Annotated in this window: 13 protein-coding genes; 2 read left to right on the forward strand and 11 right to left on the reverse strand. The window is 50.7% G+C overall.

Going from position 1 to position 15,199, the window contains the following annotated elements; translation table 11 throughout:
* Positions 1–107 precede the first annotated feature (107 nt).
* Entirely contained in the window at positions 108–887 is a 780-nt protein-coding gene (locus tag LCH85_12410; protein MCA0352791.1) for an HAD hydrolase-like protein, read from the forward strand.
* Here LCH85_12410 and LCH85_12415 read toward each other — a convergent pair.
* The 6 genes from LCH85_12415 to LCH85_12440 form a co-directional block, all read right to left on the reverse strand.
* Positions 884–1,303, reverse strand: a complete 420-nt coding sequence (locus LCH85_12415) for a hotdog fold thioesterase (protein ID MCA0352792.1) — start codon at positions 1,301–1,303, stop codon at positions 884–886. The two genes, LCH85_12410 and LCH85_12415, sit on opposite strands and share 4 nt — an antisense overlap.
* Entirely contained in the window at positions 1,300–2,676 is a 1,377-nt protein-coding gene (locus LCH85_12420) for a HAMP domain-containing protein (GenBank protein MCA0352793.1), read from the reverse strand. The genes LCH85_12415 and LCH85_12420 overlap by 4 nt, the downstream gene beginning before the upstream one ends.
* Positions 2,677–2,679: 3 nt before the next feature.
* Positions 2,680–3,363, reverse strand: a complete 684-nt coding sequence (locus LCH85_12425) for a response regulator transcription factor (GenBank protein MCA0352794.1) — start codon at positions 3,361–3,363, stop codon at positions 2,680–2,682.
* Between the two features lie 64 nt (positions 3,364–3,427).
* Positions 3,428–3,850, reverse strand: a complete 423-nt coding sequence (locus LCH85_12430; protein MCA0352795.1) for a hypothetical protein — start codon at positions 3,848–3,850, stop codon at positions 3,428–3,430.
* Between the two features lie 252 nt (positions 3,851–4,102).
* A complete protein-coding gene (locus LCH85_12435) occupies positions 4,103–5,392 on the reverse strand; it encodes a DUF1501 domain-containing protein (protein ID MCA0352796.1) in 1,290 nt (429 codons plus the stop codon).
* 9 nt (positions 5,393–5,401) lie between these two features.
* Positions 5,402–7,069 (reverse strand): DUF1800 domain-containing protein, encoded by a 1,668-nt coding sequence (locus LCH85_12440; protein ID MCA0352797.1) that lies wholly within the window; start codon positions 7,067–7,069, stop codon positions 5,402–5,404.
* A gap of 245 nt (positions 7,070–7,314) precedes the next feature.
* On the opposite strand from LCH85_12440, the gene LCH85_12445 reads away from it, so the two are divergent.
* The gene (locus tag LCH85_12445) at positions 7,315–7,965 is read left to right on the forward strand and encodes a thiopurine S-methyltransferase (GenBank protein ID MCA0352798.1); all 651 of its coding nucleotides are present in this window, start codon (positions 7,315–7,317) and stop codon (positions 7,963–7,965) included.
* Positions 7,966–8,214: 249 nt separating this feature from the next.
* On the opposite strand, the gene LCH85_12450 is transcribed toward LCH85_12445, so the two are convergent.
* The 5 genes from LCH85_12450 to LCH85_12470 form a co-directional block, all read right to left on the reverse strand.
* Entirely contained in the window at positions 8,215–10,779 is a 2,565-nt protein-coding gene (locus tag LCH85_12450) for a polynucleotide kinase-phosphatase (GenBank protein MCA0352799.1), read from the reverse strand.
* A 12-nt stretch (positions 10,780–10,791) separates the two neighbouring features.
* Positions 10,792–11,688, reverse strand: a complete 897-nt coding sequence (locus LCH85_12455) for a nucleotidyltransferase domain-containing protein (protein ID MCA0352800.1) — start codon at positions 11,686–11,688, stop codon at positions 10,792–10,794.
* Positions 11,678–13,060, reverse strand: a complete 1,383-nt coding sequence (locus tag LCH85_12460) for a 3' terminal RNA ribose 2'-O-methyltransferase Hen1 (protein ID MCA0352801.1) — start codon at positions 13,058–13,060, stop codon at positions 11,678–11,680. The genes LCH85_12455 and LCH85_12460 overlap by 11 nt, the downstream gene beginning before the upstream one ends.
* A gap of 114 nt (positions 13,061–13,174) precedes the next feature.
* Positions 13,175–14,200: an STAS domain-containing protein gene (locus tag LCH85_12465; protein MCA0352802.1), complete on the reverse strand. Its 1,026-nt coding sequence runs from the start codon at positions 14,198–14,200 to the stop codon at positions 13,175–13,177.
* The gene (locus LCH85_12470) at positions 14,178–15,194 is read right to left on the reverse strand and encodes a hypothetical protein (GenBank protein ID MCA0352803.1); all 1,017 of its coding nucleotides are present in this window, start codon (positions 15,192–15,194) and stop codon (positions 14,178–14,180) included. The genes LCH85_12465 and LCH85_12470 overlap by 23 nt, the downstream gene beginning before the upstream one ends.
* Positions 15,195–15,199: the final 5 nt, after the last annotated feature.

A 15,199-nucleotide genomic window follows, 5' to 3' on the forward strand; every position in this document is an offset into this window, starting at 1 on the left:
AGCAACAGCATTATCAGGCTGTATCCTACCACGAATTGGCCTCAGCTATGTGATTGGGTATGCTGATACAATTGCTGTCAGATTTATTTGAAACGAAGGAATGCACAATGCCAATTCGTGGATGTTTAATTGATCTTGATGGCACGATTTATAGTGCTGGCACGCTTATCGAGGGGGCGGTGGCGGCAATCGAGCAGTTACGGGCAGCTGGCTATCAATTGTTATTTTTAACCAACACCGATTCCCAATTGCCCGAAACTTTGGCTGCCAAACTCCAAGCCCGCCAAATCCCGATCCAAGCCCATGAAATTATGAATCCGCTCCAAGCGATTGCCACCTATTTGGCCGATGCCGACCCTAATTTGTACATTTTGGCTCCGCAAACCGTTAAAACATGGCTCGAACAGCACTATCCAGCCAAACCTGATCAACCTGTGAGCCATGTGGTGTTGGCGCATTGTGGCGAGGTCGATGGCTATGCAAGCCTCAACGTGGCCTTTCGGCATCTGTTGCAGGGAGCAGAATTTTTAGTCAGTCAGCCTGGGCGCAATTATTTAAGCAACACGGGTTTGAACCTTGATACTGGGGCGTTTGCGGCCTTGCTGGAATATGCCAGCCAAATAGCACCAACAATTTTGGGCAAACCCACTAAAACTTTTTTTGAGCAGGCCATGCAAGCCTTGAATCTGTCGGCAGATGAAGTTGTGGTGGTCGGCGATGACTTAACGACTGATATTGTCGGGGCAGCAAACAGTGGTATGGCAAGTGTATGGTTGCGCACAGGCAAGGGTCAGGATCAAATCTTAACCCCCAGCATGGCGCAACCAACCTGGACTTTAGCGAGTATTGCCGAATTACCAGCACTTTTGGCAGAAGTTAATCGCTAAGCCTCAGCGTCAACCACGGCCACCGTGCAGCGCGACACACAGATCAAGCGATCTTGCTCATCGCTAATGCGTACTTCCCAAACTTGGGTGCGCCGCCCACGATGCAGTGGTGTGGCCACTCCAGTTACCACGCCGCTCCGGATTGAGCGCAGATGGTTGGCGTTGATTTCGACTCCAACCACCAGTTGATTGTTGTGCATCACATTGGCCCAACCAGCCACCGAGGCCAGCGATTCGGCCAAAACAACCGATGCGCCGCCGTGCAGCAAGCCAAATGGTTGATGCACCTTGCGCTCAACCGGCATCGTCGCTACTACGCGATCCAAACTAACTTCGGTAAAGCTAATTCCAAGCGTGTCTGCAAGTGTGCCGCGTTGAAACTCGTTCATTGCGCTTACATCAGGCAAATCGGTCATACACCCTCCTTGGTGCTGATTGCTCGTAAAGCAACATAGAAACTTGAACCTTGGTTCGGCACACTGGTTGCCCAAACCCGGCCACCCATCGCGGTCACGAGGCCTTTGACGATTGCCAAGCCCAAGCCTGTGCCGCCCGTATCACGAGCGCGGGCTTTATCGGTGCGATAAAAGCGCTCGAAGATCGTGGCAGCCTCGGTTGGGTCGAAGCCTGCGCCAGTGTCGTGAACGCCCAAAATAACTTCACCAGCACTTTGGCGAGCAGTCACGCGAATTTTACCACCTTGCGGGGTATAGCGAACGGCATTTTGCAAAAGATTAACCAGCACTTGTTGTAAGCGTGATGGATCAGCATGGACCAAATCGATCTGTTCGGTGCTATCGTTGGCTAGCTCTAATTGTTTTTCGCGTGCTGCTAATTGCATGCGATTGACCGCACGATTGACCACATCTTGGGGTTCTAGCTCGACTGGGTTGAGGCTCAACTGACCAGCATCGGCTAAGGAAAGCGTGCGTAAATCTTCAATCAGATGATTAAGTTGTTGCACTTCCTCGCCCAAGGAGCTAATCACCGCCGGCGTGGGCTTGCTCACTCCATCTTCGATGCTTTCAAGCTCAATTTGCAGCACGCTCAAAGGGGTACGCAATTCGTGCGCAATATCGGCAACCATCTGGCGGCGCACTTGCTCCGAGCGATGTAGTTCGCTGCTCATGGTGTTAAAGGCTTGGCTTAATTCGGCAATTTCATCGTTGCCCGAATCGTCAACTTGGACTGAACGCTCGCCCTGTGCCAGTTGATGCACGGCGGCAGTCAGGCTGCGCAATGGCGCGGCCAAGGTTCGGGCTAGGCCGATGCCAATTGCCAAGGCTAAGAGGGCGGTAATTGCTCCGGCCAACCAAATATTGCGCCGCACCATGCTCAAAAAATAATCTTCATCTGCGCCAAATTGGCCTTGATTGGGCCGCACAATTACCGTGCCAATTATGGTGCCATCTTCAGCACTAATTGGCTCGCCACGTTCGATATCACGTTGGGTAATGGTGTTGGTTGGTTTATTGATTTGGCCGCGCCCACGGCTATCAAATACAATCTCACCAGCGGTATCAACTACTACGACATGGCGAAATTGCGGCGGCATGAACGGTCGTGGCCCAAGCTGCATACAACGCTGGCCATTAAAATCCCAGCTGCCAATAATTTGATAGCAGGTTGCCAAGGTTGGCGCAAACTCTTGAGCTGCTTGTTTGGCTTGTTTGGCCGCAAGATCGCTAAAATAGCGATTGACGGTGAAGTTGGCCACCGCCGTAATCAGCAAAATTGCAACGAGCGCAACTGCGATGTGAGTTAATAATAATTTTCGTTGCAGTTTCATAGCTTATTCCGCAAATTTGTAGCCAACACCAAAGACCGTCAAAATATAGCGCGGAACGCTAGGATTTGGCTCGATCTTACGGCGGACATTTTTGATATGCGCATCGACGGTGCGATCGTAAGCCTCGCCTTCTTCACCTTGTACCGCATCAAGCAACTGGCTACGAGTCAAGGGACGGCCTGCAGAGCGCACTAAAGTTACCAATAAATCAAATTCGGTGGGAGTTAGGCTGGTGATCGGGTTTTGCTCGATTAAGACGGTGCGGCGTTGCAGGTCGATCTCAATCCCACTTTTGCGCACAATCATGGGTGGCTCTAGCTCGCCATTGACGCGGCGTAGCACAGCTTTGATGCGGGCAACCACTTGGCGCGGCGAAAATGGCTTGGTAATATAATCGTCAGCACCCAATTCCAAGCCTGCCAATGAATCAACTTCCTCGACCCGGGCAGTTAACATAATAATTGGGACGCTTGATTCAGCGCGTAAGGTACGACAAACCGTAAAGCCATCAACCACAGGCAACATCAAATCCAGCAAAACTAAATCGGGCTGCTCGCGCCGCGCCATATCGAGGCCAGCTTGGCCATCGCTGGCGGTGATGGTGCTATAGCCTACGCCCTCTAAATAATTTTGTAAACCAACCGCTATTTTGCGCTCGTCTTCAACAATTAAAATCTTTGCGCTCATACAAGCCTCCACTGGGTGATGGTTGTATTGTAGCCTGAACCCGTGAAGAATCTGCGAAGATGGCTTATTTGCGCGAAAAAACTAGCCGTTTGCGTTGCTTGTTGCTCAACACATTGTAGATAAATACCCCAAAATCAAAATGCTCCTCGTCGAGGCTGGCATTTTCGTTGGGCACGAGCGGCGCAATCCAAGCTGGCGGGGTGTAACTCCAGCGCAAACGCTCATACACATGTTCATACACAATCAAGGTGTTGGTTTCGCCGCGAATCACATCGGCGCTGGTAGCATCGCCAATTTGCAATTCACGCCGATTCAAGCGCAAAAATAGCCCGCGTGGAGTACGATAAAACACGACTGCGCTGCCAGGCAGCATACAAATCAAGCCATCGATGGCGCGAGGATTGGAAATTTTCAACGGTGCTAAGATCGCGTCATCGGGATCAAAAAAATAATGCGAATGATACCGAGCAAACTCTTGCAAAATCATAGGCTATCTCGTCCATGGCAGTTGGCACAATCAGCGTAGGTTGCTGGCGATCTCACACGTTCGTTGCAACCTTTGAAGCTCTGATCAACCGCTTAGCTGCGCTACTAAATCCTGTCGTAATTGTATAAGCAAATGGACTTTTACGGATACCGAGGGCTTTTTGTAATATATCCCAACATGGATTAGCAGCCATCCAGATTTCGGATGGCTGCTAATAACCCTATAATTAAGCTGTTGAACGCAATGATGCTGCTAGCGGCGGGCCATTGGTAAATATGAGCGGAAGCCTGAAGTCCAATCAATCGTTAGATCTGTACCCCGTACCAAACCAAGCGGTTGATATTGGCTAATTTGTGGGAAGACCAAGCCTAAGCGATTGTTGCGCAAGCGCCGCACCACAATTTCGCTCAAAATCGTGCGATAGTCGGTGGTGATCGCCAAATCAACGCCATGGTCGAGTTGGGCATTGGCGAGGCCTGGCCAGCGCCCGAAAATCCGCCCACCATTGACGTTGCCGCCTAAAACCATCGCCAAATTGCCATGGCCATGGTCGGTGCCAGCACTCCGATTGGCCTTCAAGCGGCGGCCAAATTCGCTCATCACCACAATCGTCAATTTGCTGTGGTAATCAACCAAGTCGTTGTAGAAGGCATGCAGCGAACGAGTCAATAAATCAAGTTGGTTGCCCAAAATTGGCACCTGCGATTCATGGGTATCCCAGCCCCCAAAATCGAGCGTCGCCACTTGCAAACCAACGTCTAGTTTGATCATCTGGGCGATCGCTTTGAGCGAATCCGATAAGCCCCCAGCGGGATAGGTGGTAATCGGCACATAGGGATTGGCGGGGTTACGCGCCTTGACTGCGGCGATTGAGCTAAGCAAACGGGTGGCTGGGCCATCAAGCAAGCTGCCAGTTTGGCTATAAATTTCGTTTAATGAGGCTTGTTGTTGCGCCCCATAGGTCGAATAACCTTGCATTGCGTAGCGCTGAACGTTCGAAATCGTGACGGCGTTGGGGCTGCCAAGCAACGAGGCGGGCAAGGCTGAGCCCGTTGACATGACTGGCACAACCCCGTCGGGACGCGTGGCGGCCATATGGCGGGTCAGCCAACCAGTGCTGGTCGATTTATTGTCGGGCGTGCCACGTTCCATAAAATCCATGGCATCGAAGTGGCTGCGTGTACCGTTGGTCAAGCCGCTGGCGTGAATAAAGGCCAAATCTTGGCTATCGTAGAGTTCTTTGAAGGCAGCAGCTTTGGGGTGCAACCAAAACGGCACATTGCTCAATGAACCTAATTCAAAGCCAGCGCCTGTGCCACTACCTGGAAAAGTGATTGTGCTACGGGCGGCTTGAAAATTAGCATCATCAAGCGGCGAAACAATCCCGATGCCATCGCAACCACCACGCAGAAACACCACGACAAAAATATCACGGTTAATATCACCTGGCTCGGCAAAGGCCAAACCACCCAAACGACCACCGGCCATAGCTGCAATCGCGCTGCTACAGCCAACCACAAATTGACGACGAGTTAAATCCATTGCAGCCTCCTAGCGCGTATAAAATTCAGGGAGCATGCCGATCATATGCACAAGGCTGCTCAAGCGTAATTTAATGTCATTGGCGGTTCCAGTTGGTGGTTGATCGAGGTTGCCGTTTTGGCCCATCAGTTTGAGCAATTTGGTTTTGACCAAGGCTGAAGGCTGATAGCCTAGCATGCGCATAATCCAGAAATCGACAATTTGGCGCACGGTGGTAACGCTGCCTGGCATTTGGCCTTGCAAATCGAAGGTTGCAGGCGGGAAGTAGCTTTGCTGCAAGTGGAATAATAAGTTCCAGGTATTGAGCAGGGCGTTGCTGCTGCTCCAATAGCCACTTTCGTCGGGGTGGCCCGTTGGTGTAGCCCAATTGAACATGCGATAACCCGCCAAGGTAACCCAGGTAAATAGCTCGGCGCTCGGTTTAACTTCGGCTCCAGTTGAGCGCAAATAGGCGGCGACAACTTCATTTGGTCGGCGAATCTTGCCGCCCCATGTGCTCAAAAATTCGGGAGCCAGCAAAATTGTACGAATAGTTTTCTTAATCTGATCAGGTGCTGAATAATTGGCTGTCCAGGTTGCTACTGCTTTATCTACCAGCGTGCTCGGTGGATTATCGCTGACCAAACGGCGGCAGAGTTTAGTACAAAGATTGCGAATCGTGGCCGGATGTTTGGCCACAAGATCCAACACGGCTTTGCCATGGGCTTGGGGGCCAGCATTGGCATTTAAGAAGTTGGCCAGCACAATCTTTTGGGCATTATCGTTCCATGTATCGAGATAATGGAATAAACCCGTGTTGGGAATGCCGCCTGTTCCATCGGCTACTGTCCAGCCTGTAAAGGCGCGGGCCGCCTCATACACATCTTGGTCGATATAGCCAACAGGGCGGCCTTCGGAATCGCGCGGTACTTCTTGCCAGTTGTCGTAAATATTATTGAGGTAGTTTTGCGAACCAAAGGTGTGCAATTCAAACAGTTCGCGGGCATAATTTTCGTTGGCGGGGCCGTCGCGGCTGGTCGCATTATCGAGGTAATAGAGCATGGCTGGGCTGGTGGCAACTGCTTCGAGGAAGCTGCGGAAGTTACCAAAACAATTGGCGCGAATGACGCTTTTGTCGTAGTGCGGCCAAAGCGAAGAGATGCGCGTATCGCTATAGGCCCAAACGTTGAAGTGATTATGCCAAAAGTCGGTCATAATCTCGAATAATTGCCATTTGCTGTAGATTGCGCGAATCCAATTAGCGGCTACGACTTCATCGATTGGGCGAATGCGCTCGGTGTTAGACGGATGTACACGCAATTCCCATAATTCGGGCTGGGTTTTGTTGAGGGTGACGAGGCCACGCATTTCATCCATGGCCGGAAAGCCCGTGCCAGCGGCATAGACGATGCGCAAGGTGGCGTTGGCGATGCGGGTGTTACAATCGGTGTCGTTGTTGAAATTAGGGTTAAGCTGCTCATCGACATAGGCAGTTAAACCCATACTACGAACTCGGGCGAAATCGCCCGAACGTGCTCCGTAGGCCATGCGCGAGAGCGCGATGACCTCGAATGGCGGAGTTGCCATGGCTTCAGTTGTCGAGGGTTGCAGCGGCGCTGCCCCAACATCCTCATGAACGACTGCGCCTGTGGCCCCTAGCGCAGCGCCCAACAATAACTGGCGACGCGAAAGCGACATACAGACTCCTTAAAAGAGCTAAAAAATTAACCAAGGCCAAATGATAGGCGTTAGTCTAACGACCTTTAACCAAGGTTTTATTAATAGGATGTTAATTAATTATGAGCAATTAATATTTGAATCAAGTGTGAGATGCGTGTAGGATAATCACCATTGTGATGCGGTTAGCCCATGCACCCCTTTTCTCGCCAGCAATTTGCTTGGGGCATCGGTTGCACCTTTGTGTGAGAATTAAGGAGCCTGCAATGGAAGCAACATTTTGGATCAATTCTTGGCAACAAGGTGGTAGCGCAACCAGCTTTCATCGGCGCGATATTCACCCGTATGTTGAGCATTTTGCTACGCCCGAATTTTTGCAGGGCAAACGGGTGCTGGTGCCCTTATGTGGTAAAACCAATGATTTGCGTTGGTTTAGCCAATATGCCGAGGCTGTGATTGGAGTGGAGTTGGTGACCACCGCGATTGAGCAATTTTTTGTTGAGCAAGAGCTTGATTATGTGCAGCCAAACCCAACTACCTATGTTTCCGGCAATATTACGATCCTGAATCGCGATGTCTTAAGTTTAACCACCGCCGATGTTGGCAACATCGATTTAGTCTATGATCGGGCGGCCTTGGTTGCTTTGCCCCACGAGATGCGTAACCACTATCGCGCGACGATCGATCAATTATTGCCTGTTGGCGGCCAGCAGATGATTATCACTTTAGAATATGCGCCGCTGATGGCTACCCCACCATTTAGTATTACGCCGACCGAGATTGAGTTTTACTATGGTGAGCGTTATTTTATTAGCCATTTTGCTGCGCCCAGTCAGCCCGAACACCGCATGGTCGCTAAATTCAGCTTGCAATTTCTCAAAGAACATGGCTTTTTGATTACGCGCTATCAGAAGTAGGCACGAGGGGCCAGGGGTAAGGGGCTAGGGTTCAGGGAGTGAGTCTATTGGCTGAAGGCTATCGGAATATTTTGTGGTAGCTCATTAATCCGATAGCCTTCAGCCTCACTCCCCTTCGTGCGCTTCGTGTCCTTCGTGGATCAAACCTGATCCCTACACTCTGGCCCCTGATTCCTCGCTCCTTCGTGCACTTCGTGTCCTTCGTGGATCAAACCCGATCCCCGACCCCCAACAACTGATCCCCAAGCCTTACAACCTTGGATCGATTGGCTCACTTTCAAGGGCAAGCACCCCAAAAACGCATTCATGGACGCGGCGCAATGGCTCACGATTGACAAAACGATCAAGGGCTTCGAGGCCTAAGGCAAATTCGCGCAGCGCCAACGAACGTTTACCACTCAGGCCGCGCTGGCGTAAGCGCTCCAAGTTTTCGGGTAAATCGTATTCAGGTCCATAGATGATGCGCAGATATTCAGCGCCACGACATTTGATCGCAGGTTGCACGATACCACGAGCATTCTGGACAACCCATTGTTTGGGCTTGATGACGATACCTTCACCGCCCGCCGCTGTCAGTTTTTGCCACCATTCGATCGTTTGCTCAACGCTGGTTTGATCGTGCAAATCGACCACGCGATAGGGTGTGGCTACCAATAAACGCGGCTCGGCCTCGGCCAAGGCTGCCAAAGTTTGCATATGCCACTCGTGGTCACGATCATACAATGGGCGTTGTTCGCAAGCCAAGAGATGAAACGGGGCTAAACGCAAATCATCGAGGCTGCGCACAGGCCAGCAATAGTGTTGGTAGGCCTCAACATAGCCTTGCACCGCCTGTTGGCGCAGTTGGGTATGGGCAATCAACGCTTGCAACTCAACCGATTCGGGCATGCGCGTGACGGTCTGGCGCAACGCGGCTTGGGCCGCGCTCATGCTAGCAGTTGCGGCAGCTCCAACTGGCGCATATTGATTTTGAATCAAATCATGCGCTTTGGCCGACCACGGCAGCACTTCACAATCTAAGGCAAACCAGCCTGAATCGAAGCTTTCCCACCAATTAAGCGTGCTAATTGCTTGTTGTAGCCGTTGCAGAAATGCCGTTTCAAGCTCAGGATCGCTGAAGAAGCGCCGCCCAGTGCGGGTGTAACACACGCCAATCTGCTCACCAGTTACCCCAAAACGCTCACGAGCAACCTCGCTATCGCGGCAGATAATCACAATCGCCCGCGAACCCATATGCTTAGTTTCGCATACAACTTCGTTGACCCCCGCCCGCCGATAATATTCTAAGGCTTCGGCAGGATGCTCCAAGAAACTGCCAAGTTGGCTGGTTTCAGAAGGCGACATCGTTGGTGGTAAGTAAATCAGCCATTGTGGCTCGATGGCAAAACGGCTGATCACTTCCAAGGCGGCGCTGGTTTGTTCTTCGCGCAGGTTGATTTGGCTGATCAAACTAGTGCTGATTTGCAGCTTGCCTTGAAAATCGCTCAAATCGAGCACTTGATCATGGGCTTGCTGGGCTGAAAGTTGGGTCGCATTCATTTCTAAAGGCCGTTTGGGAATGGCATATTGGGCAAAGGCTGGCACTCGCACAAACTCACGTTCGGGATAACGCAGCGCGGTGAGTGCTCCGCCAAAGGCACAGCCAGTATCAATATCAACCGTGTTGTTCAGCCATTCGGGTTGGGGAATTGGCGTATGACCATAGACCACCAAGCCCTCGCCCCGATATTCTTTGGCCCACGGATAGCGCACGGGCAAGCCAAATTCATCGGTTTCGCCTGTGGTCTCGCCATACAAGGCAAATTCACGCACCCGCTTCGACATCCGGCCTTGTAACTCTTGCTTCATGCCAGCGTGTGCCACCACCAACTTGCCATCATCAAAGATCAGATGACTGACCATGCCTTCGATAAAATGGCGGACTGCTTGGCGAAACGTCTCATCAGTTTCGGCTAAAGCTTGCATGGTTTCGGCCAGTCCATGGGTTTGTTTGACTTTACGTCCAGCCAAGGCTCGTGCCATTTTATCGTCGTGGTTGCCAGGTACGCACAAAGCTGCGCCCGTTTCAACCATGCTCATCACCAAGCGCAACACCCCAACTGAATCTGGCCCGCGATCAACTAAATCGCCGACGAACACCGCGCGACGGCCAGCAGGCGGCGTGACCGTAAAGCCATAATTATGGCCTGGCGTGAGGTTGATGCTATAGCCCAATTCCAGCAGCAAGCGCTCAAGTTCAGGGTAGCAGCCGTGCACATCGCCAATTATATCGAAGGGGCCATGCTCGGCTTTGCGGTTGCTCCAAGCGCGTTGGCGCACAATTTCAACGCTATCAACCTGCTCAGGTGTAACGTTATGCACTACCCGAAAGCCTTCGTCGTGCAGCGTGCGCAGCGAACGCCGCAAATTATCGATTTGGCGCTTGACCACAAAATCGCCAAAATCGCGATTGGGGCGGCCTAAATTACGCTCCAAACAAACGCGTTCAGGCGTGTGCAGCACAATCGCCACGGGCCAAACGTGGTAATGGCGAGCCAAGGCCAGCAACGGTTTCCGTGCTTCGGCCTGCACATTGGTCGCATCGATCACGGTCAAACGGCCCAAGGCTAGGCGCTTGGCGGCAATGGTGTAAACCAAATCAAAGGCATCAGCTGAGACTGATTGATCAGTTTCATCATCGGTGAGCATTGCGCGACAGGCATCGGACGAAATAATTTCGGTTGGCTTGAAATAGCGCTGCGCAAAGGTCGATTTGCCTGAGCCAGAAGCCCCAATCAATACTACCAACGATAATTCAGGTATTCCTAATTCCATGAAACCAGCTCCTTAGTCCACTTGGGCGCGGCGTGCTTGGAGCAACCAAGCATTCGCCGCCGCTAGATCGGGCAAAATTGGTAGTTTGGTTGCAGCATAGGCTTGTTCAAATTCAGCATGCAGGGCGATTCGCCAACGATTAATCGTATCCCATTCCAATTCGCCAGCGCGAATCGCCATCAGTTGATCGTGTTCGGCAACGTGGCGCAACCGTAATTCGCCATGGCGCAAAGCGTGGATGCCGCTCAGCAACAAGCGAATCAAATGCATCACATGTTTCCAGCGCAAGCTGCCATGGGTGCGTAAATCGCGCTCAAGCAAGCGAAATTGGGCCAACACATAGCTGTTATGGCTTTGATAGATTCGGCTGGTCAGCAATTTATGGCGCATCGCACGTAGCTCCAAGGCCAACGGCGAGGCATGTTCAACCAAGTCGGTATATAAACATTCAAGCGCATTTGGATTGGCACGCAACAGCAAATTCAAAAATTTTTGCACTTCCCAATAGTGTTCTTGGGTTTCAACAAATTCATATTGTTCGGGCACAGTCGCCAAGCCCCAATTGACCGTTGCTGGTGGCACGAAAAAACCACGCCAATCAGTATCCGATTCGGGCGTATTCAAGCCGTAGGCACGTGAGCCAACCACACAACGATACTGAATCCATTGGCGGTTTTCAGTGAGTTGCGGTTGCTCCAAGCTCAACAATGGATCGTTAAATTGCTTGCGCAGGCCAAAATCTTGGCGAGTGAGTTGCAAAACCGTACCATCAACACAGCGCACCGTGTAATATTCGCTATGTTCGCAGGGCGTTGCAACCACTTGGGCCACGCTATGTTTGGCCTGATGATCGATCGTGCGCAACAGCACCACGTGGGTTCCGAGCGCCAAGTGCAGTTTAGGTTGCATCTTCAAACACCCCCAATTGCGACGGTGCACCATGGTTGAGATCTTCTGGCCCCAACGGTTCGATGCTGACGCGATAGTTGTGGCTTGCCGCGACTCGTTCGGCCCAAGCTGCAAATTCCGCCCGCGTCCATTCAAAACGATGATCGCGGTGGCGCAGCTGATCGGCGGGCAAACTTGGAAACAATTGATTGTACTCACGGTTGGGCGTGGTTACGAGCACCAATTTTGGGCGGGCAAAACCAAATACAGTTTGTTCAAACGCCGCCAAATGCCCAAGCTCAAGGTGCTCCAAAACTTCGACGATTGCGGCGGCATCGAAGCCTTTCAATCGAGCATCGCGATAGAGCAAAGAGCCATGCAGCAAGCTCAAGCGTTGGCTTTGACGTTCGGACAAGCGTTCAATCCGTTGCTTCAAGATTGCCAAAGAACGGGTGCTCAAATCCATGCCGACTACCGCACTAAATTGGCTCTCTTTGAGCAATTCGCGCAAAAGCTTGCCTTCGCCACAGCCCAAATCGAGAATCCGTTGTGCTCCACTGGCCTTCAAACGCTGCACAATCACACTATGGCGCTGAGTATGCAGGCTTTGGCGTTCGCTTGGTTCGCTCACTTGCGCCTGATCTGGCTCGGTTTGGGTTGTAGTTTCAGGCGCAACTGCTTGGAGTAAATGCTCAAGCGCAGCACTTGTGAGGCTTTTTTGATAGCGCAAATAACGGGTTGTAATCAACTCGCATTCTGGATGTTGCGCCAACCACCCATCGCCTTTGCGTAACAATTTGCTCACCTCATCGTTGCCAATCCAATAGTGCTTAGCATTATCTAACACAGGGATGAGCACATATATGTGCGTGAGCAGTTGTTTAACCGTGAGATTGGCACTTAATTTAAGCGCAAGATAGCTATTTGCCGAATTATCATTCGCGATCGGCTCGGCACTAACCTGATAGCCCAATGGTTCAAACAACCGTTGAATTAAGCTTAAACCAGCCTTCGCTCGCACTGCCACAACTGGCAACTCGACGGTTAGAGGCAACACCAAATCGACCAATTCTGGGCGTTTTTTGCAAACTCCAGCCATGGCGCTCGAAAAAACATCACCCATGGCAACGCATAGCAACGACGAAGCCACATACGGGCGATCGTTGACATATTGGCTGAGCATACCCTCGCCGCCACGATTGCCGCGCACCAACGCCACCGGATCAACATCAAGCAACATGGCGATGGTGCAGCGTTCGGCGTTGGCTTCGGGGTAGAAGATATGGGCCGCGCCAAAGGGGAGTGGGAAGGTTTGCACCCGATCGGGATGCTTATGCAAAATAAAGCCCAAGTCGGTTGCAGGCGTATGGGTGGTTGTTAATGTCAGTAGCATCAGCAGACTCCCTCTAAATCTATCTCGGCATGCTGGTTATTTAACCACAAAAAACCCTCTTGCAATCCATCGCAAGAGGGAAGCCGCGATTCATCATTCGACCGACAGGCAGATTTAACCAACCATCAACTGCTTTTCGCTGACACCGAGCAAGTGCATCGCATCGCTTGGGCTACGGGCCACCCGCAGATCTTCGCCAAACGAAATCCCCAAGTTGGTCAGAATCATCGCCATCGAGGCCGAAATACCACAAAGTATCACTTGAGTTCCCAGCAATTTGACTGTTTGAATCGTTTGGGTCAGCAAACCGCAGCCATAGGTATCGATATGGGCAATGCTGGTAACATCAAGCACGACGGCGCGGGCACGTTGTTCGTGAACACGTTTCAACAAAGCTTCGCGGAAGGTATCGATCCGTTGATCATCAAGGTGACCAACAATTGGCGCATAAATCACGTCGTGGGCTAATTCGGTAATTGGCACTTCCAGATCAGCAATTTGCTCACGTAATTGTTTTTCCAGCTCAATTTGCTTTTTTAAATCGCCGTTGGTTGAGAGCAAAACCTCATTTTTGAGCGCCAATGCAGCGTTCGATTCAGTAATCGAATCGATCATACTAATCAAGCGTTGATTGAATTGCCACAACAAAAAGCCGATAATAATAAAGATGCCGATAATCACTGCTGCATTCAAATAGACAAACCATGACAAGACTTGATATTCTTTAAATGGGCTAAATAAACCAGCAAAAAAAGCCACAATACTGCTACTAATTGAAGTAACCACAATCGTACCTTTTTGCTCATTAGAAATATATTGTAGCCCGGTAATTGCTACAATTAATGGGGTAAACATATAGCCAGTTGATAAAACTGGCTGGATCAAAGCCAACATAATTGTTGAAAACAGTAAACTTGCCCCAATTGACCAGACAACTGTGGTGTTAGTATAATTATCGTAACCATACCACATAAAACCACAGATGAGCGCATTTACTCCCATAATACTACTAACTATTAAAAGAACTGTATTCGAAAATACAGTTCCTAATCCTAAAAACGCTAAACCAAACACACCAATGATGACCGTCAATGAAATAACAACCTGCAACAGGCGTTCACGCACAATACTGAGATCCATGGGATTCCTCGGTAGATGTCTGATAACGAGAGGTCATGGTGGACCAATCGTGGTTTGCTCGCATCCAGGTAGCTAAACCATCGACAAAGCGATACAAACTTGGCGAACAAATCTCAGGAGCCAATTTATCGAGCATAATGCGTTCACGAGTGAATTGGTTGATTGTATCATTATGCAAACGGGCGACATAATTTAATGCTTCGCCGATTGGTAACTGATGTTGAGCATGCACGAGATACACCAAATTTTGCCAATCTCCAGCTAATAATTCTTTGCGCAACGAAATAATATCATTCGAGTAGAACACCACGCGATTCACATATTCACACAAACGCCGCACCATTGGATGCAAACGCACTTGAGGATGCAAAAAATCGTTATTGCCAAATTCAATTAAGGCCAAGCATAAATACGTACCACTGGTATACAATCGTTGCATTGCATAGGTTTTTTGGGTTGGAATATAGCCCTGAGCACGGTTATTGGCTTCCCATTGTACTGCTGCAAACGATTTGCGCAATGAATCAAAAAAGTAGTGTTGCCAAGCTTCGGGAGAACCTTGCACAAGGCGACTGGTTACATCGCCCATTGCTTGCACAATTGGCAAATCGTGGCGCTTGGCTGGCGAGCCTTTGAGCACCTTCATCAAGCGTTGCAGGAGGGTTGCCATGGCTCCAGCATCGTGCTCACGGCCAAAGCGATCCAATTGATCATCTAAGAGAAAGAGACTGGTACTCCAATCGGCGATGGTTGGCATGCGCTCGGCCAATGCATTGGGGTAAGCTCGTGCCATCAAGGTACCATAGCCACGTTGATTAAAGGAGATGCGGGTTTCCAAATCGTCAAGCAGGCCGAAGCTATCAGCCCATGCTTGGGTTGAGGCTTGAATCGCAACCGCATCGGGATGAATCGCCGCTGGAAATGGGCAATAGAGCACCGGAAGATCACGAGGCATAAGCGTGGCTAAGTGATGCAATGTAGTACGGGTTGGCATTGAGT

The sequence above is a fragment of the Chloroflexota bacterium genome, assembly GCA_020161265.1.
Lineage (GTDB): Bacteria > Chloroflexota > Chloroflexia > Chloroflexales > Herpetosiphonaceae > Herpetosiphon.